The sequence below is a fragment of the Euzebyella saccharophila genome, assembly GCF_014855495.1.
GTDB classification, from domain to species: Bacteria; Bacteroidota; Bacteroidia; order Flavobacteriales; family Flavobacteriaceae; genus Euzebyella; species Euzebyella saccharophila.
Genome location: NZ_JACYFJ010000006.1, coordinates 159684 through 185899, shown reverse-complemented (window position 1 = coordinate 185899; position 26216 = coordinate 159684). Strand labels below are relative to the sequence as shown.

Annotated in this window: 26 protein-coding genes; 22 read left to right on the top strand and 4 right to left on the bottom strand. The window is 39.5% G+C overall.

Annotated features, from left to right (window positions below; translation table 11 throughout):
* The first annotated feature begins 52 nt into the window (after positions 1-52).
* The 3 genes from IL355_RS16610 to IL355_RS16600 all read left to right on the top strand — a co-directional run bounded on the left by IL355_RS16610 (position 53) and on the right by IL355_RS16600 (position 2563).
* Positions 53-1150, top strand: a complete 1098-nt coding sequence (locus IL355_RS16610; RefSeq protein ID WP_192463234.1) for a YncE family protein — start codon at positions 53-55, stop codon at positions 1148-1150.
* A 77-nt stretch (positions 1151-1227) separates the two neighbouring features.
* Positions 1228-1758: a hypothetical protein gene (locus tag IL355_RS16605; RefSeq protein ID WP_192463233.1), complete on the top strand. Its 531-nt coding sequence runs from the start codon at positions 1228-1230 to the stop codon at positions 1756-1758.
* A gap of 139 nt (positions 1759-1897) precedes the next feature.
* Positions 1898-2563, top strand: a complete 666-nt coding sequence (locus IL355_RS16600) for a collagen-like protein (RefSeq protein ID WP_192463232.1) — start codon at positions 1898-1900, stop codon at positions 2561-2563.
* Between the two features lie 30 nt (positions 2564-2593).
* Here the strand turns inward: IL355_RS16600 and lipB are convergent, their stop codons facing one another.
* From lipB to IL355_RS16585, 3 genes are read right to left on the bottom strand one after another with little or no spacing between them, the layout of a single operon-like run.
* Complete coding sequence (gene lipB / locus IL355_RS16595) at positions 2594-3313, bottom strand: lipoyl(octanoyl) transferase LipB (protein ID WP_192463231.1); 720 nt, start codon at positions 3311-3313, stop codon at positions 2594-2596.
* A gap of 26 nt (positions 3314-3339) precedes the next feature.
* A complete protein-coding gene (locus IL355_RS16590) occupies positions 3340-4077 on the bottom strand; it encodes a hypothetical protein (RefSeq protein WP_192463230.1) in 738 nt (245 codons plus the stop codon).
* Between the two features lie 10 nt (positions 4078-4087).
* A complete protein-coding gene (locus tag IL355_RS16585; RefSeq protein ID WP_192463229.1) occupies positions 4088-4243 on the bottom strand; it encodes a YqaE/Pmp3 family membrane protein in 156 nt (51 codons plus the stop codon).
* Positions 4244-4360: 117 nt separating this feature from the next.
* On the opposite strand from IL355_RS16585, the gene IL355_RS16580 reads away from it, so the two are divergent.
* The 9 genes from IL355_RS16580 to IL355_RS16540 all read left to right on the top strand — a co-directional run bounded on the left by IL355_RS16580 (position 4361) and on the right by IL355_RS16540 (position 17479).
* Positions 4361-5101: an SGNH/GDSL hydrolase family protein gene (locus IL355_RS16580; protein WP_192463228.1), complete on the top strand. Its 741-nt coding sequence runs from the start codon at positions 4361-4363 to the stop codon at positions 5099-5101.
* Positions 5102-5140: 39 nt separating this feature from the next.
* Entirely contained in the window at positions 5141-6832 is a 1692-nt protein-coding gene (lysS, locus tag IL355_RS16575) for a lysine--tRNA ligase (protein WP_192463227.1), read from the top strand.
* A 59-nt stretch (positions 6833-6891) separates the two neighbouring features.
* Positions 6892-8295, top strand: coding sequence for a hypothetical protein (locus IL355_RS16570; RefSeq protein WP_192463226.1), 1404 nt, complete (start codon positions 6892-6894; stop codon positions 8293-8295).
* Positions 8296-8370: 75 nt separating this feature from the next.
* A complete protein-coding gene (locus IL355_RS19395; protein ID WP_317175509.1) occupies positions 8371-9198 on the top strand; it encodes a helix-turn-helix domain-containing protein in 828 nt (275 codons plus the stop codon).
* 220 nt (positions 9199-9418) lie between these two features.
* Positions 9419-12154, top strand: a complete 2736-nt coding sequence (locus IL355_RS16560; protein ID WP_192463224.1) for a PSD1 and planctomycete cytochrome C domain-containing protein — start codon at positions 9419-9421, stop codon at positions 12152-12154.
* Positions 12155-12164: 10 nt separating this feature from the next.
* Positions 12165-13685, top strand: a complete 1521-nt coding sequence (locus IL355_RS16555; RefSeq protein ID WP_317175508.1) for a DUF1501 domain-containing protein — start codon at positions 12165-12167, stop codon at positions 13683-13685.
* Between the two features lie 24 nt (positions 13686-13709).
* On the top strand, positions 13710-14594 hold the full coding sequence (locus tag IL355_RS16550; RefSeq protein ID WP_192463223.1) for a sugar phosphate isomerase/epimerase family protein: 885 nt from the start codon (positions 13710-13712) through the stop codon (positions 14592-14594).
* A 13-nt stretch (positions 14595-14607) separates the two neighbouring features.
* Entirely contained in the window at positions 14608-15990 is a 1383-nt protein-coding gene (locus IL355_RS16545) for a c-type cytochrome domain-containing protein (protein ID WP_225621300.1), read from the top strand.
* A gap of 58 nt (positions 15991-16048) precedes the next feature.
* On the top strand, positions 16049-17479 hold the full coding sequence (locus IL355_RS16540; protein WP_192463221.1) for an SLC13 family permease: 1431 nt from the start codon (positions 16049-16051) through the stop codon (positions 17477-17479).
* A 62-nt stretch (positions 17480-17541) separates the two neighbouring features.
* Here IL355_RS16540 and IL355_RS16535 read toward each other — a convergent pair whose 3' ends face one another.
* On the bottom strand, positions 17542-17946 hold the full coding sequence (locus IL355_RS16535) for a hypothetical protein (RefSeq protein ID WP_192463220.1): 405 nt from the start codon (positions 17944-17946) through the stop codon (positions 17542-17544).
* A 534-nt stretch (positions 17947-18480) separates the two neighbouring features.
* Between IL355_RS16535 and IL355_RS16530 the strand changes: the two genes are divergently transcribed.
* The 10 genes from IL355_RS16530 to arsB all read left to right on the top strand — a co-directional run bounded on the left by IL355_RS16530 (position 18481) and on the right by arsB (position 26078).
* Positions 18481-20970 (top strand): zinc-dependent metalloprotease, encoded by a 2490-nt coding sequence (locus IL355_RS16530; RefSeq protein ID WP_192463219.1) that lies wholly within the window; start codon positions 18481-18483, stop codon positions 20968-20970.
* Between the two features lie 255 nt (positions 20971-21225).
* Positions 21226-21378 carry a hypothetical protein gene (locus IL355_RS16525; RefSeq protein ID WP_187458383.1) on the top strand — a complete coding sequence of 51 codons (153 nt, stop codon included), beginning with the start codon at positions 21226-21228 and terminating at the stop codon, positions 21376-21378.
* 166 nt (positions 21379-21544) lie between these two features.
* Positions 21545-21994 carry a hypothetical protein gene (locus tag IL355_RS16520; RefSeq protein WP_192463218.1) on the top strand — a complete coding sequence of 150 codons (450 nt, stop codon included), beginning with the start codon at positions 21545-21547 and terminating at the stop codon, positions 21992-21994.
* Positions 21995-22102: 108 nt separating this feature from the next.
* Positions 22103-22531, top strand: a complete 429-nt coding sequence (locus IL355_RS16515; protein ID WP_192463217.1) for an META domain-containing protein — start codon at positions 22103-22105, stop codon at positions 22529-22531.
* Positions 22532-22563: 32 nt separating this feature from the next.
* Entirely contained in the window at positions 22564-22923 is a 360-nt protein-coding gene (locus IL355_RS16510; protein ID WP_192463216.1) for a hypothetical protein, read from the top strand.
* Positions 22924-22952: 29 nt separating this feature from the next.
* Positions 22953-23459 (top strand): GNAT family N-acetyltransferase, encoded by a 507-nt coding sequence (locus IL355_RS16505; protein ID WP_192463215.1) that lies wholly within the window; start codon positions 22953-22955, stop codon positions 23457-23459.
* 83 nt (positions 23460-23542) lie between these two features.
* The gene (locus IL355_RS16500; RefSeq protein WP_192463214.1) at positions 23543-23875 is read left to right on the top strand and encodes an ArsR/SmtB family transcription factor; all 333 of its coding nucleotides are present in this window, start codon (positions 23543-23545) and stop codon (positions 23873-23875) included.
* Between the two features lie 46 nt (positions 23876-23921).
* Positions 23922-24389, top strand: coding sequence for a DUF6428 family protein (locus IL355_RS16495; RefSeq protein WP_192463213.1), 468 nt, complete (start codon positions 23922-23924; stop codon positions 24387-24389).
* Positions 24390-24407: 18 nt separating this feature from the next.
* A complete protein-coding gene (locus IL355_RS16490) occupies positions 24408-25025 on the top strand; it encodes an arsenate-mycothiol transferase ArsC (protein ID WP_192463212.1) in 618 nt (205 codons plus the stop codon).
* A complete protein-coding gene (gene arsB / locus IL355_RS16485; RefSeq protein WP_192463211.1) occupies positions 25026-26078 on the top strand; it encodes an ACR3 family arsenite efflux transporter in 1053 nt (350 codons plus the stop codon). It abuts the gene before it with no gap.
* Positions 26079-26216 lie beyond the last annotated feature (138 nt).

Sequence of the window (26216 nt, the reverse complement as noted above, 5' to 3'; positions counted from 1 at the left end):
GTTAACCTAAGTGTTTTTCTACCATTAAGTGATATAACTAAAAAATAAGATTATGAAAAATTCAGTCTTTTTAATCGCCTTTGTCATTCTTACTTCTGTAATGTTCACGAATTGTAAAAAGGATGATGATTCACCACAACCCGTAATTGAAAATACCTCTCCGGAAGAAACAACCGAAGAAGAGATACCTGAAGAAGAACCGCCTAAAATTGATGGTACTTGGGCCGTTAGCTCCAGTGACTATTATGGGTATAAAAACACCAGTTACTTTATCATTAACCCAGACAACACCTTAACCATACTTAACGAGAATGAAATGGGCTTTAGAGACCTGAGCAATGCCAACTACACCCATGACGAAGAAAACAGTCAAATTACCATCAATTTTGGTTATGGCTCTTCCTTGGCCAATTATACCTTAACGGAAGAGGAGTTGGTATTAAGTTTTCCAGATGGTTCAGTAACACTAAGTAAAAATGAAACGATTGATGACAGCCAATGGGTAGAGGAGCTTACCATTCTCGAAGAAGGTGATGCTCCGTGGACCGATAGAGTTGATATTGCTTGGAACGGTAGTCAAATTTTGATAGGCAATGGATATCAAGCTGAGGACATAGGCCTCGTAAACCCTGAAACCTTTGCTTTAGATGGCACAATAACTACCACAAGGAGTGCTTTTGCTGTAGAAATCGAAAAATATGACGACCCAGCAAAATACATCTTTCAAACTGACAACGGTAGTTCTAAGTTCTTTATCTATTCAGAATCCGACAACTCTTTTGAAAAGGAGTCCATAAATCTAGGATCTTGGCTTTATGGATTAGCTTCAGTGGATTTTCAGAAAATTTGGGCCGCTAGCGGTAACGAAGATGCCCTATACCTCTACAACTACAATACCGATACCATTGAACAAACCATTGAACTAGATGGCACAAGACCATACGGCCTCGATTATCAAGACAATCATCTCTATATATGCACCGGTTACATGTTATATAAATGTGATGTTAGCGATGGTTTAAAAGTGGTCAATTCATACACCATACCTGATGTTCGAATATACGGTGTGGCCTATGACGGTTCTAATTTCTGGGTCTATGGCGAACGAGGTAATGAAGGCAAGCTTATAAAAGTTGATCTCTCCATTTAAGTGGAAAAGTCTTTTTAAAAGGGCTTTAAAAGCGACTACGATAATTAATTTATAATGTTTAATTAAAAGAAGTACTTATGAAAACAGTTCAAATGATTGTGGCCGTATCGTTATTGATGATAACACAGGCCTGTGAAACAGAAATACCGGAAACCGATGTTGACCCGCCCACTTTCTCCATAAAAATAACCGGAGACGGCTTTGACGAAACTTTTGATCAGGACACTGATTTTGACAGCTTTCAATTAAACCTACGGGAAGGCACGGAATATACCTTTCTTATTTCAGGTGGGGACAGTGGCGGACTCAAACGATTTGAGGTATATTTTGCCCCAGACTACATTCAAATGAACCCCAATCTAGGAGGTAACTGGGCGCGCACCAGCTTAAGTGGCCTTACCGATATGCTTTACTGGACCGGCAATGCGTCATCACCGCTTACTGGCACCTTACTGAACGGAACCTTTATAGCCGATGGAGATTCCGTATCTTCTCCGATAACTTTTTACTTAACCGATTTTGGAGGTAGCGAAGGTAGTTCCAATGCCACAGGAGCCTCTTTAAATGTTTACTCTGGTAATCATACCACAGAGGTAATCTACTTCTAGCCCATAGCAGCCTCTAGAAAGGTATTTTTACCTTCATAGAAGACCTGTTTTCAAACCTCAGTAGCTACTGAGGTTTTTTATGCACATATGTTAACCTTTACTTTCTGTAACCATTAAAGGGAAACTAAAAAAATTTATTATGAAAGCTATAATTAAAAGTTCACTTTTTCTTGTTCTAGGCATCATCCTAATCAATACATCTTGCTCTAAAGATGGTGATGTAGGACCAATTGGACCCGCAGGACCGCAGGGTGAACAAGGTATTCAAGGTATTCAAGGTGAGCAGGGGCCTCAAGGAGAACAAGGACCCGCTGGGGAAGATGGCCAAGACGGATTTGACGGAGAGGATGGGAAAGATGGAGAAGACGGCAACGCAGAAGTGTACTACAGTGAATGGATACCTGCCAATTTTACCGGAGACTCAGAAACTAGTAAGTATATGAGAATCGATTTTCCTTCCCAGATGGAATCCGCTTTTTCGATTAAAAACACCCATATCGTTTTAGTTTACTTCACCGGTTTTGGCGATGGCAATGTTTACCAACTACCTGTTCTCAATTTTAGAGGTGCCCAATTCACTTTTGGTTACGGCTCCGGTGGCGCGGTTTCAAAGGATATCAACATATATGCAAAATCAACAAGTACCAACGCCCTAAGCGAATACGCCATAAGCCCAGATCGGGGCAACAGATTTCGTTATCTTATCATTCCTCCGAACATACTTATCTCTTCAAAAGGAAACAAACCCAATTTTTATGACATGACCTACGAAGAAGTTATACAGTATTTTGGCATGCAATATTAAAGTGTTTTCTAATCAAACAAAAAACTTCGGTTACACCGAGGTTTTTTGTTTTTCTATCATTTCAGCCTCAAAAAGCGCCGCAAAATGTTGAAGCAATTTTCCCTTAACCTCATCCAAATTAACTTCTTGCTGTCCTAACTCTACATTTAAAGACGTAACGGCCTTATCCTTGATTCCACAGGGAATCATTAAATCAAAATACCCCAAATCTGCATTTACGTTCAAAGCAAAACCGTGCATAGTAACCCAACGGCTGGCCCGCACACCCATGGCACAGATTTTTCTAGCAAACGGAGTACCCACATCCAGCCAAACTCCGGTTTCTCCTTCGGAGCGTTCTGCTTTTAAACGATACTCCCCCAAGGTGAGAATCACCATTTCTTCCAATAAACGGAGGTATTTATGAATATCGGTAAAGAAATTATCCAAATCTAAAATGGGGTAGCCTACTATTTGTCCGGGGCCATGATACGTGATATCACCCCCCCTATTAATTTTATAGAATTGGGCATTCTTGGCGGCCAACTCTTCTTCATTGACCAGAAGATTCGATAGGTCGCCACTCTTTCCCAACGTATATACATGTGGGTGCTCTACGAACAAAAAATGGTTGGGGGTGGGTGTATTTTCGCCCTGTCTACGATTGTTGATTTTTAAGTCTACGGTCTGCTTAAAAAGAGCCTCTTGGTAATCCCAAGTTTCCTTATAATCCTTTAGCCCTAAGTCTTCTAGAAATACCGTTTTGTTCATCGTACAAAGATACGAAATCGTAACGGCTATTTTTCTAGCTCTACTTCTATCAAAAATGCTTCTGGGTCTTTGGACATTTCCAAGAAGTTCACCTCATAAATCATGGTCTTTCCATCCATGGAAAAAGTAGCGTCTTCCACATTGGTGGCTTTTACCCGTTTGGGAAAGTGATATTTAAAGGTATAAGTTGAGCTTCCTAAAAACATTTCTGAACCGGCCAAACTGTCCAAACTTTTTTGAAAGGCCTCGCGATCGGTAATTTCAATTTTACGGGTAAACTTATTTCGCTTAAAGGAATAATTTACTTGGGTCCCCTCTCCTGTTGGCCCTGCCTGCATACCGCCCGTATTACTATTGGGCCCTATGGAACTGGCTTCCTGAAAGGCGGAAAAAGCATCGTTTACTTCAGCTACATCCTTAAAATCGGTAAACATATTAAACTTCATTTCCCCTTTTTCGGGGTCCATCAGCATGTGAAGACTAAATGGTTCCAACCTTTTGATGGCAGCTTGCTCCTCGGGTGACAATAAGGCGATACTGTCTTTCTTTTCCCGAATCAAATCCTTAAAAACCATGGTAGAATCCACCTTTTCCTCCGTACGTATGGAATCGGACTCCGGCATCATTTGCATCATTTCGCTCCCATCCATACTTATGCTTAGTTTTCCGCTTCCATTTTTATTAAAATGGATTTCCTCCGTAAAATTGCAGGCGATAAAACAAAAGGTGACCAAGAATACTACCGAGATTTTCAATAACTTCATTACGAGCGAATTATTTGGGATTATTCAAAATGACCAAGGCGGCTATAACACCGGGCACCCAGCCACAGAAGGTCAAAAGTAGTACAATTAAAAAAGAGCCACAACCTTTTCCGATGACCGACAAGGGTGGAAAAATAATGGCCAATAAAACTCTAAAAAAACTCATTTTTGATGATTGATTTAATGATTGATGAATGACTAATACTACTGGTAAGACGCTTTTTTATCAACTTCGTTACAAATACCAAACCAAACCAAGGCAACTTATTTACGTAATTAGGGTATGAAAACATCCATTTTAAAATATATGGGCAGTTTGTTGGTTATTTGCAGCTTATTTTCTTGCAGTAAACGGACCTTGTCCCCAGACCCGGTTGATGATAACAAGGCCTTGGAAGAAACCGATCCAACACCCTCTGGTAATCTTACCTATGTAGCTTTGGGCGATAGCTACACAATTGGCACGAGTGTAGCATACCAAGACAATTATCCCTCTCAATTAAGTGCCGCATTGGAAGGTGAACTAAAACGCCCCATATCACTAAAGATTATTGCAAAAAATGGATGGAGGACCGATAACCTTTTAGAGTCCCTAAAAACGGAACAACTTGAGCCTAACTATGATCTGGTTACTTTATTAATTGGCGTAAATAATCAATACCAGGGCGAACCACTTAAGAAATACGAAAAAGAGTTTACCCAACTTTTGCAACAGGCCCTGGAATTGGCAAATCAAAAAACAGAGCGGGTCTTTGTCATTTCAATTCCCGATTGGGGCTTTACGCCCTATGGTAGCGGGTGGGACCAACAAAAAATCAGCCAAGAAATAGACGCCTACAATTCTTTTGCAAAAGAAACGGCCGAAAAGGAAGGGGTTACCTTCATTGAAGTTACGGATATTACCAGAAAGGGTTTGGATGATATGGAATTGGTTGCCTTAGATGGACTCCACCCCTCAAAAAAAGCCTACAAACTATTTGTGGAAAGGATGTTGCCAATTATCACTTCTTCATTGAAAAATTAACGCATATCAGTTATATTTGCGGGCTTAATTCATATGCACATGCAACTTTCGGAACAAGAACAGATTAGAAGGGAAAAATTGACCAAATTGAGAAGTATGGGTATTGACCCGTATCCGGCAGCATTGTATCCGGTGAATGCCACTTCAAAAAGTATAAAGGCCGATTATTCCGAAGGAAAAAAAGTAATTATTTCCGGAAGATTGATGTCGCGCAGAATTCAAGGAAAGGCCTCCTTTGCAGAACTTCAAGATAGCGAAGGTAGAATACAGGTTTACTTTAACCGCGATGAAATTTGTCCTGGCGATGATAAAACGCTCTATAACGACGTCTATAAAAAGTTGTTGGATATTGGGGACATCATTGGTGTGGAAGGTGAACTTTTCACCACCCAGGTAGGGGAAATAACAGTAATGGTGAAGAATTTTAGCTTGCTGAGCAAATCGCTTCGCCCATTGCCCTTACCTAAAAAGGATGCCGAAGGAAATGTGTTCGACGAATTCAATGACCCCGAGCAGCGGTACCGTCAGCGCTATGTAGATTTGGTAGTGAATCCTAAAGTAAAGGAAAACTTTATCAAGCGTACCAAAATTACGAACACCATTCGCCAGTTTTACAATGAAAAAGGATATTTGGAAGTAGAAACCCCTATTTTACAGCCCATACCCGGGGGTGCTGCGGCAAGACCTTTTTTAACGCACCACAATGCCCTGAACATTCCGTTATACTTACGCATCGCCAACGAGCTTTATCTAAAAAGATTGATCGTAGGTGGTTTTGATGGGGTATATGAATTTGCAAAGGATTTTAGGAACGAGGGTATGGACCGCACCCATAATCCTGAGTTTACCGTAATGGAACTCTATGTAGCCTATAAAGACTACAACTGGATGATGGAAACCACAGAGCAGCTTTTAGAAAAAGTGGCCTTGGAAGCAACCGGAAGTACCAAAGTAACCGTTGGCAAAAACGAAATAGAATTTAAGGCTCCGTATCCCAGAGTGCCTATTTTAGAGGCCATTAAAATTCATACCGGAGTTGATGTTTCTGGTATGGAGGAAGACGAGCTTAGGGAAACCGCCAAAAAATTAGGTATTGAAGTAGATGATACCATGGGCGTTGGTAAGTTGATCGATGAGATTTTTGGCGAAAAATGTGAGCACCACTACATACAACCTACCTTTATTACCGACTACCCGAAAGAAATGAGTCCGCTTACAAAGGCACACCGAAGCAAACCCGGACTCACAGAGCGTTTTGAGTTAATGGCCAACGGAAAGGAATTGGCCAATGCCTATTCTGAGCTGAACGACCCCATCGATCAACGCGAGCGTTTTGAAGACCAATTGAAGCTTTCTGAAAAAGGGGATGATGAGGCTATGTTCATTGACCAAGACTTTTTACGTGCCTTGGAATATGGTATGCCCCCAACTTCTGGTATCGGAATCGGCATCGACCGCTTGGTCATGTTGATGACCAATAATTCTTCCATTCAAGAGGTATTATTCTTCCCGCAAATGAAACCGGAGAAAAACAAAGTAGAACTTACCCCTGAGGAAAAAATCATTCTGGATTTGCTAAAACCGGCCGGAGAGATGGATTTGAACGAGTTGAAATCAAAGGCAGGACTCAGCGGCAAAAAATGGGATAAATCGATGAAAGGCCTTTCAAAAAATGGATTGTTGAAGGTCAATGTAGAAGGTGCTGATAAAACGGTTGTTTTAAATTCGTAATTTAAGAATAATGCATATCTTCAGAGGGGCCAAATGGCCCCTCTACTATTTTATTTGGCATGGATTTTTCAGAAATTATAAAAAATTTAAAACATCCAGGAAAAAGCTCATTCAAGTATAGCCATCAAGAATTTTCCTTCCTAGGGGAAACTTTTAATGCAAAATCCATAGGTAGCATGGTCATTGAAATCGAGTTTCTTAATTGCATATTCAGGGGAGCAGAGTTGTTTTTTGAGAGCATTAAAAATACACGGCTAAGTATTAGGTTTATTGATTGTAGGTTTGAATGTAAGATTGAATTCAATAGTTGCATTCTCTCCTCTCTTAAATTTATTGACACCAAAATAAGCAAGCATCAACTAACAATTACTTGCAATACCATAGACCACTTCTTCCTTAAAAATCGAAACAAAAAAACGGAAGATTCATTGGATGGAGATATCAGCATTACATTAAACACTTTCAAGCAACAAGTGAACCTCGATAACCTTAAACATGTCAATGGTAATTTCGAGTTTCATGACAATGTAATGGAAACAGATGTTCGAAAAAAAGGAAACCATAGAATCATTGTTTCCTTTAAAAACAGCCGATTTAACAATGCAGATTTTTCATTGAATAATTTCGGTGCTGAAGCTAGTTTTGATAACATGCAATTATCTGGGAATTTAGGAGAAAATAGTTTTCAAGATAATACTTTCGGAAATGTCTATTTTAATAATACTAACTTTGGAAAGCATGCTTTTTTTAATGGAAGCATATTTAATGGTCTCACTCTTTTTGTTGGCTGTCGAAATTTGGAAACAGAAACGGATTTCTCCAGTATAACTTTCAATAGCGACGTTTATTTTGACAAATCAAATTTTAAAGACCTAACCATTAAAAACACTGTCTTCAAGCAAAAATCTTCATTTGAAGACACAACATTCGAGAGTGTTAGTTTTAGCCAAGTAATCTTTCAGAGTCAAGCGTTCTTCCAAAACATTAAAATCAAACAAATAAAACTTTGTAGCCGAAAAACAATTCGAGCAATCAAGGCTCAGCTACAAAAAACCGACAATCGAATAGATTACAACAGATTTAAGGCATATGAATTAGACGCTTACCGAAGGGAACTAAAACCAAATCAATGGAAAGAAAAATTTATTCTATGGCTGAATTCTATTTCATCTAATCATGGACTTGATTGGACCAAGAGTGTTGCTTTCACCTTAGGGGTGGCACTCCTATTTTATCTAATATACTTCTATTCCGAACATTATTTATATGACTTGGATTTTACTATAAATTCTATCAATAGATTTGTAGTAGGATACCTTAAGTACCTAATTCCTTCATACAAATCACCTTTCGAGCATGGATTCTCTAAATGGTTTCAGTTATTAATTTATATGGTTGGTAAAATTTTCATTGCCTATGGCATTTATCAAACAATCGTATCCTTTAGAAAATATAGAATTTAACTTTTTCATATCACACCTCTATTGTAAATGGAAAAGAAAATAGGCAAGCGTTGATTTTTAGGGCAAAGGGTTCTTATTTTACCGAGTTCCATTCAGCAAAGTCTTTCAAAAAATACCATTACCAAGCCTTTTTTTATTACCGATATCGGTTTTTACCCAAGAGCCGAAGGTCATTTTATTCATCGTAACCAAGGGTCTAAAGAGTACATTTTCATCTACTGTGTAGAGGGCAGTGGAAGAGTTACCTTTGAAAATCAAGATTTACATCTTCAGCCCAATAGTTTTTGTATAATTCCTATTGCGACGAAGCACGAATACGAGGCTACTAAAAATGACCCGTGGAGTATTTATTGGATGCATTTTAAGGGCCATCTTTGCCCAAGCCTATACGAAAGACATTTAGAAGTAAATGAATACGCCCAGAAGATACCTTTTGATAGTGAGCGTATTGCCATGTTTGACCGTATCTTTCAAATGCTTTCTAACGAATATGCATCCCAGCAATTAGAGTTCGCCAATATACTGGGGCTGCATTTTCTATCTTCCTTTATTTATTTATCCGTGGATGGATTAAATACACATTCCAAAAGTAACCTCATCGAAAACATTATCGCCTATCTGGACCAAAATCTTGATAGTACCTTAAGAACGGAGGACATAGCCCAAAAGTTCAACTACTCTACTTCGTATGTACTCAACCTCTTTAAAAAGCACACAGGATATTCACTTATACAGTTCTTTAACTTAAAAAAAATGCAGAAAGCTTGTGAATATTTAAAATACAGTGATTTGAGCATTAAAGAAATCAGTTTCAAACTTGGCTTTCAAGACCCTTTTTACTTCTCACGGATCTTTAAGAAAACAATAGGGCAATCACCCAGTGAGTATCGGGAAGATGTCTAAATCCGCTCTCTTATTTTATCTAAGTTTCGGAATATATCCTTTCCTCAGTAAATCTGAAAATCCTTTATATTTTTTGTAAATTGAAACATGCATAATTGAAATAACCATACCTGAAAAAGTATTATCCATTATAATTGTAAAATTTACATTTAATTTTAGGTCCAATTTTTCAAGCCATCACCGTTTGTCCCTACCAAGGGACATTAGTTCAAAACCAAGAATGAAGATTAATATTCTCAAAATAGGTCCGTACCCACTTTTCTTTGCTTTGTTGATAGTTCTCCAATCCTGTCAAACAAAAGAGCAAGTAGATTTTAATGCCCAAATAAAACCCATACTTAATAAAAGATGTATCTCGTGCCATGGCGGCGTCAAAAAAAGTGGAGGATTTAGTGTCTTATTCGAAGAAGAAGCATTTGCAGCTACAGAATCTGGAAAACCGGCCATCATTAAAGGCAATGCGTCGGCAAGTGAATTTATAAAAAGGTTGCATTCTGATGACCCTGAGCTTCGCATGCCCTATGAAGCAAAAAAATTACCCGAAGAAGAAATCGAATTGCTGACCAAATGGATAGACCAAGGTGCTGAATGGGGCGAACATTGGGCATATTCACTTCCCGAAAAAGTAGCGGTGCCTGCTATTACTGCAGAGGCCAGTTTTGTTCCCGAGGATGCGTCCGATTTTCTCAAAAATGACATCGACCATTTCATTTTAGCCAAACTAAACACTAAAGATATTTCTCCCAATGGCCCGGCCCCAAAAAACGTTATTGCCAGAAGGGCGGCTCTTGATATTATCGGCCTACCTCCGTCAGAGAAAGAATTACAAGATTTTGAAGCCGGTAACATTTCATACGAAACCTTAATAGATTCTTTATTGAACGATTCTGCATACGGGGAAAAATGGGCGACTTGGTGGTTAGATTTGGCCAGATATGCCGACTCCAAGGGGTATGAAAAAGACCGAGGAAGAGAAATATGGAAGTATCGTGATTGGGTCATTGATGCCTTAAATCAAGATATGCCCTATAATCAATTTACCATTGAGCAACTTGCGGGAGACCTCTTACCAGACCCCTCTGTTGATCAACTAATTGCTACAGCTTTTCATAGAAACACCATGAATAATGATGAGGGAGGTACGGATGATGAGGAATTTAGGGTAGCCGCGGTTATGGACCGTATCAACACTACTTTTTCTGTTTGGCAGAGCACCACCATGGAGTGCGTTCAGTGCCACAGCCACCCCTACGATCCCTTTGTGCATAAAGAGTATTTCAACCTTATGGCATTTTTTAATAATACCAGGGACGAGGATGTTCCTACTGAATCTCCTGTCCTAAAAATGTACACACCGGAACAGCAAGATAAAGTAAATAAGGTAGTTGACTGGATTGCTAATTATGGCGATAAATCTAGAGTCAAAAAAATAAAGGATTTTTTACAGTTTACAGAACCCGTTTACAAATCGCATTTCTTCAAGGAGTTCAAAAACAGTGTATATGATGACCATGCCTCGGTAGTTTATTGGGATGACGGCAGCACCATTATCGAAAATGCCTATACGGAAGAAGCTAGTTTTGTATATCTAAATTATCGCTCTCATTATAATGGTACTAAAATGACCATTAGAAAAGGAGATGCCAACGGACCTATATTGGGTCAGTTTTCGATCAACAAAGCTAAAAACAACACCACTTCCCGATTTCCTATTAAACCGATATCCGAAAAAACGAATATCTACATTGAAACGCAAAATAATTCGGTAGCCAAAGAAGTTAATATCCTAAACCTCTATTGGGTGGGTTTTATTCCTGATATACCGGGAAAAAATGAGTCTGGTTGGAACAACATAAATGCAGACTTCCTAGAACTCTTGAACACAAACCCGCTCACCGTTCCCATTATGGCCGAAAACCCGGAGTATATGAAGCGAACTACGCAGTTGTTCGACCGAGGAAGTTGGCTCACCAAGACCGATACCGTGGAACCCGGTGTGCCAGCAAGCTTAAATGCCTGGAACAATGACTGGCCCGACAATCGACTGGGGCTTTCTAAATGGATGGTAGACAAAAAAAATCCGCTAACGGCCCGTACTTTGGTGAACCGCGTATGGCATCAAATTTATGGCCGGGGAATTGTATCTACGGTAGAAGATATTGGTTCGCAATCCGAACCTCCCTCCCATCCGGAACTTTTAGATTGGCTCTCCCTCCGGTTTATGAACGAAATGAACTGGAGCCTTAAAGCACTTATAAAAGAAATCGTCATGTCCGGAACGTACCGCCAAAGTTCTGAAAGCAGCCCCGAAATGTATCAAATAGACCCGGAAAACGAATTGTACTCCCGTGGACCTAGAATTCGTTTAGGGGCGGAACAAATTAGAGACCAGGCTTTGGCCGTAGCCGGAATTTTAAGTGATAAAATGTACGGTCCAGGGGTTATGCCCCCACAACCTGATGGCGTTTGGCAAACCGTTTACAATGGTGCTAAATGGGTAGAAAGCAAAGGCGAAGACCGTTACAGAAGAGGGGTTTACACCTATTTAAAACGAACAAGCCCCTACCCTTCTTTTCTCACCTTTGATGCAGGCTCACGAGAAGTTTGTACCATTAGAAGAACGGTAACCAATACACCTTTACAAGCACTGGTTACACTCAACGACCCCGTGTATTTAGAGGCTTCCTACCATTTAGCAAAAAATAGTTTTAATGTTGCCGATATTGAAAAAAGTATTGGCACAGCGTACGAAAAAGCTACCCTTTCCAAAATAGAAGCTCAAAAACTAAATGCCCTTGTGGAGCTTTATGAAAGTTCTCTCACAGAGTTTAAAAAAGACCCTACCGCGCACGAACTCTTTTTACATTTTGAGGAAAAGCCAAGCCCAGAACTGAGTGCCCTTACCGTTGTGGCCAATGCCATAATGAATTTGGATGAATTTTTAATTAAAGCCTAAAACTAGAAAAGTGAAACACCATACCGATATCGTAAACAGATTATTACGGGAAAAGCTCGAAAGAGAAACCCAAGCCAAGACCAGAAGGCACTTTATCAAAAGTTGCGCCCAAGGCATGGGTGGTTTGGCCTTGAGTTCTATTTTTATGGGTTGTGATCCGCTGCAAAAACCAAAAGCAATTGCCCAAAACAGTTTCACAGAAAGGGATTTGAATCCACTTGCTACCTTGGCTCCTCATTACGGACCTAAAGTAAAATCGGTAATCTACTTGCACATGGCCGGGGCTCCTTCGCAACTGGAAATGTTCGATTACAAACCGCAACTGCAGAAATACCATGGGCAAGATTGTCCGCAATCCTTACTGGAAGGTAAAAAGTTCGCTTTTATCAAGGGTACCCCCAAACTAATGGGGCCTCAAGCCGAATTTAAACAAGAAGGCGAATCAGGCAATTGGGTGTCCAACTTTCTGCCGCATTTTAAAAAGGTAGTTGATGAAGTAGCATTTTTAAAAGCGGTGCATACAGATCAGTTCAATCACGGTCCCGCACAATTGTTCATGCATACGGGTAGTCCAAGATTGGGCAGGCCTAGCATTGGTGCTTGGGCAACATACGGTTTGGGTTCGGAGAATCAAAATCTGCCGGGTTTTGTGGTGTTAACCTCAGGTGGAAACACCCCGGATGCGGGTAAAAGTGTTTGGGGAAGTGGCTTTCTACCCTCCGTTTATCAAGGCGTGCAATGTCGCTCTAAAGGCGACCCAGTGCTTTATATTGATGACCCGGACGGAATTTCCCGAAACCTAAAGAAAAGCACTATTGATGCCATTAATAAAATCAATAAAGAGGAATATGCAAAATACGCTGATCCGGAAATTTTAGCGCGTATTAATCAATATGAAATGGCCTACCGCATGCAGATTGCGGTTCCAGAGGTCATGAACATTAACAATGAACCCGAGCAAATTAAACAAATGTACGGCGTGGAGCCCGGAAAAGAATCGTTTGCTAATAACTGTTTACTGGCCAGAAAATTGGTTGAAGATGGAGTACGCTTTGTACAATTATTCGATTGGGGATGGGATACCCACGGTAACGTCCGTGAAGGTTCTATTGATTTGGGATTACGCAATAAATGTCGTGAAATTGACCGCCCTATGACGGCTTTAATAATGGATTTAAAGCAACGAGGCCTTTTAGAAGACACCCTTATTGTTTGGGGAGGCGAATTTGGTCGTACGCCAATGCAGGAGAACAGAGGTAACAAAGAAATGGCCTACAAAGGTAGAGACCACCACGGTGATGCTTTTACCATGTGGATGGCCGGCGGAGGCATTAAAAAAGGTGCTTCGCACGGTGCTACGGATGACATTGGGTTTTCTGGAATAGAAGGCCGGGTCTCCGTGCACGATGTACATGCCACCATTCTACATTTACTTGGTTTTAACCATGAAGAATTTACTTTTGATTTTCAAGGCAGACCCTTTAGATTGACCGATGTAGAGGGAGAAATTATTAAAGAAATACTGGCATAGACTACTCACTAAACCAACCAAAACATGATACTTAAAAAGATTTTGACAGCTTTTGCACTGTCGTTTTTTACCCTTTTGGGGATGGCACAGTCCACAAAAAAAGTACGTTTTTTTCAAACGGACTGGGGGCGTTCCGTTTCTTGGGATGCCTTTTGCGAAAGAACAAAAGCCTCTGGTTATGACGGACTGGAAACTTGGTTTCCCAACAACGAAAAAGAGCAAAAAGAGTTAAAAGCCGCTTTAGAAAAATATGACCTGTTGGTTGGTTTTCTAAACGGAACCAATAAGTCCATTCCCTTTGAAGAAAGTTTATCGGCGTACACTAAAAACTTTGAAAAAATTGCGGCTTGGAAACCTGCCTACATCAATTGCCATACGGGCAACGATTTTTATTCTTTTGAACAGAACAGGGCTTTTATTGAAGCTGCAAACGAAGCCGCAAAAAAATATAATATACCCGTATACCACGAAACCCATAGAGGTAGATTTAGTTTTAATTTGGTAGATACCAAGAAATACCTAAAAGCCATCCCTGAACTAAAATTGAATCTTGATATTAGCCACTGGATGGTGGTGCACGAATCCCTCTTAAATGCTCAAGAAGACGAGCTTGAGGATGTGATGAAAAGAACCCATCACATTCATGCCAGAGTTGGCCATGCAGAAGGTCCCCAAGTTAGTGACCCACAAGCCCCGGAATGGAAAAAAGCAGTGGATAGGCATCTAGATATTTGGGAGAAAATCATCCGAAGTAAATGGAAAAACCAAGATACCTTTACGGTAACAACCGAATTTGGACCACCAAACTATATGCCCACTTTGCCCTATTCCCATTTACCGGTTACGGACCAATGGGAGGCAAATGTGTACATGATGCAAGCCCTAAAACAACGTTTAGATTTGGAGTAGCTTGTTTATGGAAATGATGCAACAATTACTCGGGCGCTTGCACCCCTTAATCGTACACCTACCCATTGGGTTTATTATTTTGGCGCTGCTTCTGCAATGGTATGACCGAAAAGCGAATGATTGGTCAAAAATTATTTCTCTCGTTTATTTCTGGGCAGGCATTTCGGCAGTAATGGCTTGTATTTCTGGCTATTTGCAATACCAAAGCGAAGGATATTCCTATGACTCCGTAAAATGGCATTTATGGTCCGGGATTATAACTGCTATTTTTTGTTTCGCCATGCACCTAAAACTCGTCCCGAAGAAAGGAGCTAATTTTTTGGTCGAGGCACCCATTTCTATCTTAAGTGTTGTGGCCTTTATTTTAATTTCCTTTACGGGGCACCAAGGCGGTAACATTACCCATGGCGAAGAATATCTGGTAGAACCATTGCCTAACGCGGTAAAATCTATGTTAGGCTATGAGGTGATTGAAGAAAAAGAATTGGCACTCACCGAAGAAAACTGGGAAAAAGCCCTCGTTTACGAGGAAGTGATTCAACCTATTTTAAGCAGTAAATGCGTTAGCTGCCACAATCCTAAAAAAGACAAAGGTGGCTTGCTGTTACATTCCAAGGAAGGTATTCTAAAAGGTGGTGAAAGCGGAGATGTTTTGGCATCGCATAGCGAAGAGAGCGAACTGTTCGCCCGTATGGTATTGCCCATGAAAGATGATGACCATATGCCGCCAGAAGGCAAAAAACAACCTACCAAGGAAGAAATTAAATTGATAGCCGCTTGGATGGATGCTGGGCATCCGTTTGAAGGAACCGTAAAAGAAAGTGGGTTAAAAAAGGACCTTTTCACCTCCTTTTTTCCTAGTAAAAGCTATAAAGGCCATCCGGAAATGGAAGTTCTTGAAGCATCGCAAGACAGTATTCAGAGCATTGAAAAATTCGGAATTTATGTGGATCCTATCAGCGAGTCTACCCATTTTTTAAGCGTATCCTGCATCAACAAACCTGATTTTAAAGATGAAGATTTTGAAAAATTAATCCCGATTAGACAACAAATTGCCCAACTCGATTTAGGAGGAACACAAGTAACGGATGCCATCTTTGAAAAGTTGGTACAACTCCCTAACCTTTCCACCCTAAAACTGGACAATACTTCACTAACAGGCAATGGTATAGTGGCTTTAAAAAATTTAGAACACCTGCATATCATCAACTTATCCGGCAGTAGTTTTGACCAACCAACGGATATTTTTAACTCCTTTAAAACTTTGGAAAAAGTCTATCTATTTGAAACGAAAGTGGACAAGAACGGACCGAAGTCTTTAAAAGATGGGCAAATTGTCTTGGATTACGGAGGATACGATTTACCGCCTATTCCATCAGATTCTATCATCTATTAAAATCAGGCTTTTATAAGAAAGAGAAAAAAACTAGTTTAGGGGACTTATACTGCCAACTATGGATTTAAGTAAAAGAATCGGCTTATTTATCGGCCCCCTATTGTTTTTCATCATCTTATCACTGCCCTTTGAAATGGTCTCCGAAAATGGTGACCGCGTGATTGCCGTTGCCGTTTGGATGGTCACTTGGTGGATTACGGAGGCTGTAAGCATTTCAGTTACCGCATTATTGCCCCTACTGCTGTTTCCCATCCTTAAAATCATGGAAATCGGGGACGTAGGAGCCAATTATGGGAGTCCCATCATCTTTTTGTTTTTTGGAGGATTTGTACTGGCGTTAGCCCTAGAGAAAGTAAATCTTCATAAACGTATTGCACTCAACATCATCAGAATTACGGGTACCACGCCCAACAAAGTGGTATTGGGCTTTATGATAGCCACGGCATCCTTGAGTATGTGGATCAGTAATACCGCCACCACGGTAGTGATGCTGCCCATCGCCATGTCAGTTATTGGACTGCTAGTTAATGATGCCGACGGGTTTACGAAAGACGATAGAAATTTTGCACTGAGTGTGATGTTGGGCATCGCATTTTCGGCCAATGCCGGTGGCGTTGCCACCGTAATTGGCACTCCGCCCAACTCCGTAATGATCGGACTGTTGGAAAACGAGTACAACATTGAAATATCCTTTCTAAAATGGATGGTCATTGGAGTTCCCTTTTCAGCATTAATGATTTGGATCAGCTATTTGGTATTGGTAAAATGGATGTACTCCAACAAAAATTTAAAATTTTCAGCCTCTAGAGAAGTTATTGATCAAGAGCTAGAGAAATTAGGTCCTATGAGCGGAAAAGAAAAGCAGGTCTTGGCCATTTTTGGCGTAACTGTCTTTCTTTGGATTTTTAGGACCGTGATCAACGGAATATTTCCGGTTTTGAAATTGAACGACACTATGATCAGTATTGCAGCCGCTATCGCCATGTTTGCCATTCCCTTTAACCTGAAGAAAGGGGATTTTATTATCGAATGGAAGGACACCTCAAAATTGGCATGGGGAATTTTAATCCTTTTTGGCGGCGGACTCGCCTTGGCAAAAGGGATGTCGGTAAGTGGTATTGTAGATATGGTTTCGGGTGCCATTGGCGAGAGCCATATCAGCATCTTCTTTACCGCCGTTCTACTTATCACACTCATGTTGTTTATGACCGAACTCATGAGCAATGTAGCGCTCATAGCCGTTTTGGCTCCCGTAGTGGCCGGTATTGCTATTGGCCTAGACCTACCAATTCTTTATCTTTTAATACCAGTGACCATAGCGAGTAGTTGTGCTTTTATGCTGCCCATGGCCACCCCGCCCAATGCAATAGTCTTTGCAAGCGGCTACGTAAAGGTTAGTGAAATGGCCCGTGTGGGTGTCATATTAAATATAATTGCCATCTCTATTTTGGTGGTAATGTTTCAGTTTATATTGCCGATGGTCTTCTAAAAACAAAACCCCCTGCCTTTTAAAGGCAGGGGGTTTTAAGCTTATTCAAATATCGAGACAAATTATCTCTTTATATACGGGTTAAATCCTTCAGGTAGATTTTCTTTGGTGTCAAAATTTAATTTTACCTCATCTAAAGCATCGATATAATTGAAATCGGCCACATGACTAGGATATGCAAAAGCGTCAAAACCTTCCGGAAGGTATTTTGAAGTCTTTATTTTAAAGGCTTCCTCTTCCTCGATAAAATCGATAGCCTGCAAATCCACATACATTTTATAGGGATCAAAATCTTCAGGTAAATAATCGGCAGTATCGAAACCTAAATCAAAATCGGTTTCCTCTTCGATATAATCTACAGAATCGAGTACCAATTCATCTATTTCACTTATTGGGGTACTGGCAAATGCTGCATTCGCCACTAAAAGACCCATTATTAAATTCGTTTTCAAACTCTTGCGTTTCATAACATTGTAGGTTTGTTGTATGAGTTTATATAACGCCCTATTATCTCATTATTGCATTTCTTATTTTCCTTTTAGATAAATAAAAGTGGCAAAGGATGAAAATGTTAAAATAAATGAATTCAGGATATAAAATCTATATTTTAAAGCTTGGGTTATTAGCATTTTAGCACTAAAGTAAGGTTATTTTTATGCCGCCATTTTTCAAAATTTTCAAGCGATTTCTAAGAGGAATGATCTTTAGTGACCATTCATCCGATTTTTCGGGCATTTATTTTCACATAAAAAAAATAAAGCCATTGCAATGCAACGGCTTTATACCCCACTAATCTAAATAGTAATAAATGATAATTACTATTCTATGAGACTTATTAGATGTGATTTTGTTACAATATTACCTACTTGAATTAGTACCTTACTTTCTTTGGAAATCGATTTGAATAGATTAGGTTATGATTTAGTTAACAAAAACTTAAATTAATTTTTCAGTTCTTTGAAAATATCAATTTTATTAAACTAAGACCAAACTTCTTACGCATGTTTAAATACATTATTGCGCCTTTGGCCCTTTTGTTGTTTTTCTCAAATAGTACAACAGCCGAAGCCCAGATTTTCAAAAAAAAGAAAACGGAAAACTCCAATAAAAAAGGAGGTGATAAAGATGAAAAGATAAAACCTTATGATAAGGTTATTACCAAAGAGGCTACCACGGACCAAGGACTTTTTAATGTCCATATGGTCAAGGATGACCATTTTTACGAGATTCCAGATTCTCTTTTTAATAGGGAAATGTTGATGGTCAGTAGAATTAGTAAGACTGCAACAGGAATAGGATTTGGTGGTGGAAAAATAAATACCCAGGTTTTACGATGGGAAAAGAAACCCAAAAAAGTATTGCTGAGGGTGGTTAGCCATGACATTTATGCCGCAGATTCCTTACCCATTCATGAAGCCGTCGTAAATTCTAATTTTGAACCGGTTCTTTATGCTTTCGATATTAAGGCATTCAAAAAAGATTCTGTACATCCAGCGACGGTCATTCAGGTAAACGATTTTTTTGAAAAAGATGTTCCTGCTTTAGGAATGCCGGACGGCTACCGAGAAAATTATAAGGTTTCTCGACTGGATGAACCCAGAAGTTACATTGAAAGCTTAAAAAGCTACCCGCTTAACGTTGAGGCAAGGCACGTAAAAACCTATCTGGCAAAGGAGTCTCCTAGCAACGGCAGTTTGGGTTCTATTTCCATAGAAATTAACAATTCTATGATCCTACTGCCCAGAGAACCAATGAAAAGAAGGTATTTTGATGAGCGCGTTGGGTGGTTCACCAGTGGCCAAACAGATTACGGACTGGATGTACAAGAAAGTAAAACGGTTACTTATTTGGACCGATGGAGATTAGAAGTAAAAGACGAGGATTTAGAAAAATTCAAAAGAGGCGAACTGGTAGAGCCCAAAAAACAAATTGTCTATTATATTGATAGGGCCACTCCCAAAAAATGGGTGCCCTTTATAAAGCAAGGTATTGAAGATTGGCAAGTTGCCTTTGAGGAAGCCGGTTTTAAAAACGCTATTATAGCAAAAGACCCACCCTCTGTGGAAGAAGACCCGGAATGGAGTCCGGAAGATGTTCGTTATTCCGTGGTGAGGTATTTGGCTTCTCCCATACCCAATGCCAACGGACCTCATGTGAGCGACCCAAGAAGCGGGGAAATATTGGAATCGGACATCAATTGGTACCATAATGTGATGACCTTATTACGTAACTGGTTTTTTGTCCAGACTGCGGCAATAAATGACGAAGCTAGAGGTATAGCCTTTAAGGATGAAATTATGGGTAGGTTAATTCGTTTTGTGTCGGCACATGAAGTAGGTCATACTCTGGGTCTTCCCCATAACATGGGGAGTAGCGTTGCTTATCCCGTAGATTCATTGCGTTCGGTGTCCTTCACTAAGAAATATGGCGCTGCGCCCTCCATCATGGACTATGCAAGATTCAATTACATAGCGCAACCTGAAGATGGAGACGTAGCCTTAATGCCAGATATAGGCATTTACGACAAATACGCCATTAAATGGGGCTACAAGCCCATTTTAAATACTTCTGCTGAAGACGAGGAAAAAGTTTTGGACCAATGGATTCTAGAACATGCCGGTGATCCTCTATATAGATTCGGGCACCAGCAAGTGGGCGATGTAGTAGACCCCAGTTCCCAAACAGAAGATTTAGGGGATGATGCCATCAAAGCAAGTGCTTACGGAATTCAAAATTTAAAGCGGATAGTTCCCAATTTAATCACTTGGACACAAGAAGATGGTAAAACATATAAAGACCTTGAAAAACTATATGAGCAAGTAATTGCCCAATTCAACCGCTATATGGGTCATGTTTCCAATAATATTGGAGGGGTTTATGAGCATCATAAAACATACGATCAAGCAGGACCGGTATACACAGCAGTTTCAAAAGAACATCAAGAAAACTGTTTGTCTTTTCTACAAGAGCAACTTTTTGCTACCCCGGAATGGCTTTTGGACCAAAACATTTTTAATAAGGTCCAATATTCCGGATTTGTAGAGGATGTTAGAAAAATGCAAGTTCGTACTTTAAACAATATCCTATCGTTAGGAAAACTACAACGCCTTATTGAAAACGAAACGGCTAATGGTGCCGAGGCATATACATTGGTAGAAATGATGAAAAACCTACGTGACGGAGTGTGGTCTGAATTACGTAATGGTAAAACCATTGACACCTACAGGAGAAACTTGCAGAAAGCGCACGTAGATCGATTGGAATTTTTAATGACAACCGAAAACCAGAACAAGCAACCTGATTTTGGTGGATATCAAAAATCTACTGTAGTAAACACTAGTCAATCTGACATTAGGTCAGTGGCCAGAGCAGAACTAAGCAATCTTCAGCGAAATATAAAAGGTGCCATTAGCAGAACCCGGGACGCTATGAGCAAATACCATTTGCAAGATGTTGAAAAGAGAATTGACTTAATTCTAAACCCAAGATAAACTAAGCATTCACCTTAAAACTAAAGGAAAGCCATGTGAACATATTTATTCACATGGCTTTCTTATTAACTTTCACCACAAAACACCCTACCCAAACTACCGAAATATCGATGAAATACATTTTTTAAGGATGTAAGAAATATCTTAACCACATTTTTGGCATTCTTGACCACACAAATACCTCCCTACACAACAACTTGATATTTTGAGTCTTCCTTTTGCCTAATTTAGTATCAGAATTAAAAAACACATCCCATGTCTGAAAGATTAAAAAGTTCCCTGTACTTAGCCGCATTTATAGTTGCATCCTTAGTTTATTATAACGAAACTACAACTGAACAGCCAGAAGCCACGCAAATGGCTTCCGCAGATATTGAACAGATTACTACCGCAGAAGCAGTAGATTAAAAATACACAGAACAACCTACTTATAGAGGGTGTGAGCAATCACACCCTTTTTTTGTGGTCAAAAACGACCATGAAGTTTTGTTAAACAATTGATAAATAATATATAGCGATTAAACCTAATACCGCATTCAATGTCCTATTGGTGTAAACATTTAAAAATAAACTAATGAAAAGAGCAATTTTAATTTTAATGTGTCTAGTTGGATTCACGGCCATGGCACAAAAAGGAGAAAGACACCAAGGCAAAGGAAAAATGGACTTAACACCTGAGCAAATAGCAACATTACAGACCAAAAAAATGACTTTGGCCTTGGATTTAGATGAAAAACAACAAAAGAAAATCATGTCCATGAATCTGGAGCGCGCAGAAATGAGAAAAGCCAAAATGGAGGAGAGAAAAGCGGCCAGAGATAATGATGAAGCAAAAAGGCCTACGGCGGAAGAGAAATATGTCATGCAGAATGAGCGTTTGGACCAAATGATTGCACATAAGGCAGAAATGAAAGATATATTATCTGAGGAACAATTTCAAAAATGGGAGAAAATGAGGCACCACCAAGGTAGAAAAATGAAAAAGCGAAAAGACGATAGAAAAGAACGTCATTCCAGAAGATAATGAAAACCGCCAAGAAGGCGGTTTTTTTTATTGTGTAAAAATAAAACTAAGGTTTTGGTTTTATTTTTGACCAACATTAGTATGTTTAATGACAAATTAAATTGATTTATGAGAACCTTTGTTCGAATCTTAGTTCTTGGGTTTATAATATCCGTCATCTCTTGTGCCTCGCATTCCAAAAATTCTTCTTCGGCTTTATTTGAAAGCCAATGGGAGCTACAATATATTACGGGACCCAGAATTGCCTTTAACGGACTCTACCCCAATAAAAAACCAAAAATTAGTTTTGACCGAGCCACTAAGATTGTTCAGGGAAACAATAGTTGTAATGGGTATCGTGCCGATTATTCCTTGGATGCCTTTAAAATAAGCTTTGGAGAACCTGGTCCTACCACGATGATGTACTGTGGCGAGGGCGAAAAAGTTTTTCTAAACATGATGAAGAAAGTAAATGCATATGGTTTTGATACTTCCGGGAATTTGGAATTGAAAATGGACGAGGTAGTTTTGATGCGTTTTTCCAAATCACCCAAATAACTGATTGCAAACCTGACAAAGCTTGACTATACATGAAAAACATTCTACTTATTACTGTGCTTGCTATGGCTATTTCCTGTGGAAATATAACTCATTCCCATATTAACTTTGTAATAACCAATGAAACTACAGAGGCGATTCAAGATTTAAAGTTTTATACGTCAGAAAAAGTAGATACAGTTGTAATTGAAATGTTAGAGGAAAGGAATACTCTCTCAGGAAATCTTACTATGGAAAACAATAAAACGGACGGACATTACATTTTGGAATTTAAAAGGGAAAACGGTCAACCAGTTACATTAAACCACGGCTATTACACCAATGGTCAGCCGCAAGAGAATAAAATTGTTTATACCATTCAATCGGATACGGTACTAGTAAAATTTGAATAATTTAGTAGCATCAACCTCAAATTCCTGTTATGCTAATAAGAAGTGCCACCGAAAAGGATCTTTCGGCTATTCTGAAGATTATCAATCACGAAATTCTCTATACCACTTCACTTTACCATTATGACCCTAGAACCGAAGCGCAGCAGTTGCATTGGTTTCGAGAAAAACAGGAAAACAACTTCCCTATTATCGTAGCTGAAATTGAAAACGAGGTAACAGGTTTTGGCTCTTACGGCACCTTTAGACCTTGGGCCGCTTATCGCTTTAGTGTTGAACACTCCATTTATGTTCATAAAAATATTCAGGGTAAAGGAGTGGGAAAAGTTTTAATGGCCCATCTGATAGAGTTGGCGAAAAAAGAAGGCTACCGTACCATGCTGGCAGGTGTAGATGCCTCCAATGCCGCTAGTGTGGCATTTCACAAAAAATTTGGCTTTGAGGAAGTAGGCATATTTAAACAGGTAGGTTACAAATTTGATAAATGGCTAGACCTTAACTTCTTACAACTTATTTTAGAGGAGAAACCAAGTAGTTAATTGTCGATTTTCTTAAAAAACATCTAGTACAATTTGGTAAACTAATTTATTTAATCGTAATATTGCAATGTAATAATAAAGGAATGGGATTAGCCAAAACAGAAATATTTACCGATGAGCAAAACCAAATAGCTCTTTTTGCCAAGGTATTTGGTCATCCTGCCCGTGTAGCCATTTTACAGTATCTATTTAAATTGAACACCTGTATCTGTGGAGATCTAGTAGAGGAAATTGGTTTGGCACAACCGACCATTTCACAACATTTAAAAGAGCTTAAAAACTTGGGGCTAATCAAGGGAAATGTTGAAGGTACCAGTGTTTGCTATTGCATTGACCATGATAATTGGTCTAAAATGAAAGAGACCATGCAAAATTTTCTTGATCAGGATATCTCTGGACAAGGGGATTGCTGCTAAAAAAATTTAAATTCATTCATCGTAAAATTACAATAAAACAAATTATATGAAACTTTCAGAAATCAAAACCCATTTGAACGGCCTTTCTAAAATAGCTTTTCAATTACCTAATGGAGAATTAGTCCCCAATCACTTTCACGTAACGGAAGTTGGCAAGGTTACCAAACATTTTATCGATTGCGGGGGCACCGTAAGAAATGAGGAAGTCGTTAACTTCCAACTCTGGAATGCCGATGATTATGACCACGAGCTGCACCCAGAAAAATTAGTTCATATTATTGAACTATCCGAAGAAAAACTCAACATTGACGACCTTGAAATAGAGGTGGAATATCAAGGTGGAACCATTGAAAAGTTCGCCCTTGATTTTGACGGTACCAACTTTCTTTTGGTCAGTAAAGAAACCGACTGTCTGGCCAAAGACCAATGTGGTGTACCTGAAAGCAAACCGAAACTGAAGTTCGCAGATTTAAGTACGGGCGATTCGTGTACTCCCGGAAGCGGCTGTTGTTAACCTCTAATTTTAAAAAAAATGCCTTTATTCCCAACTATTTCAGACGCTATTTCATCATTTAAAATTGATAGCGTAAGTGAAGAGCGAAAGCAAACCCTTCAACCTCTTGTTGCTTATATTCAAGAAAAAGTGAGCTCAGATAAGCCTATTAGAATCAACTTTATCTGTACGCACAATTCTAGAAGAAGCCATTTATCACAAATTTGGATGCAGGCAATGGCAAGTTATTTTGCCTTGAAAAACGTTACCTGTTATTCTGGTGGTACGGAAAGTACGGCACTTTTTCCCATGGTAGCCGAAACCTTGCACAAAACAGGATTTCAGATTGATAAAATTGCTGAAGGCGACAACCCGATTTACAGCATTAAATTCACTGACAATGAGCATCCAGTCATTGGTTTTTCTAAAAGGCTGGATAGTGATTTTAACCCGAAAAGTGAATTTGCCGCCATCATGACCTGTTCACAGGCCGATGAAGGATGCCCTTTTGTACCCGGTGCCGAAAAACGTATTCCTATCACTTTTGAGGATCCAAAAGCTTTTGACGGCACACCACAACAAGCGGAAAAATACGAAGAGCGGAGTACGCAGATTGCTACCGAAATGTTTTATGTCTTATCACAAATCCAGAAGTAAATGGCAGCAAAAAAACTAGGCTTTTTAGACCGCAACCTCACCCTATGGATTTTTGCCGCCATGGCCATAGGGGTTGGTTTGGGCTACTTTTTCCCAAACTTCCCGAACTTTGTCAATTCATTTAATAGCGGTACCACGAATATTCCGATAGCTATCGGACTAATTCTTATGATGTACCCTCCTTTGGCAAAGGTGAATTACGCATTGCTCCCAAAGGTGTTTAGAAATGTAAAAATCCTCTCTATTTCACTGGTGTTAAACTGGATTATTGGCCCTGTCTTGATGTTCTTTTTGGCCATCACCTTTCTATCGGACTATCCTGAATACATGGTAGGTCTTATCCTAATTGGTCTCGCCCGCTGTATTGCTATGGTTTTGGTTTGGAACGATTTGGCCGAAGGAAGCAGCGAATATGGGGCGGGCTTAGTGGCTTTGAACAGTATTTTTCAAGTTTTTGCTTATAGCTTTTATGCCTACATTTTTATTACGGTGCTGCCTCCCTATTTCGGTTTTGAAGGGGCCATTGTAGATATTTCCATAGCCACCATTGCCGAAAGCGTAGCTATCTATTTAGGGGTGCCATTCGCCTTGGGTATTTTAAGTAGGCTAGTTTTGGTAAAATTAAAAGGTGAAGATTGGTACACCAACAAATTCATCCCAACGGTATCCCCACTCACCTTGATAGCACTATTATTTACCATTGTCATTATGTTCTCGTTGAAAGGCGAATTGATTGTTCAAATTCCGATGGATGTCCTGATTATAGCCGTACCACTACTTATTTATTTTACGTTGATGTTCATTATTGGATTCTTCGTTACAAAAGCCGCGGGAACAGAATATGATAAAACAACTTCTGTAGCCTTTACAGCTGCCGGAAATAATTTTGAACTGGCGATTGCCGTAGCGATTGCTGTATTCGGACTCAATTCTGGGCAAGCATTTGCGGGTGTCATTGGTCCCTTGGTAGAAGTACCGGCACTAATACTTCTGGTAAGAGTAGCCTTTTGGTTGCGAAAAAAATATTATCCAAAGACCGTAAGCGCTCATTAAAATTTAAATACATAATTTTTAATTGCATCCGGCTAATACCCAATAGCCGGATTTTTTTGCTCCAATTGACAAGATTGTACGACAACATCATAAGTCATTAAAAATCTTATCTTTATGTAATCGATTATCTAAAACCAC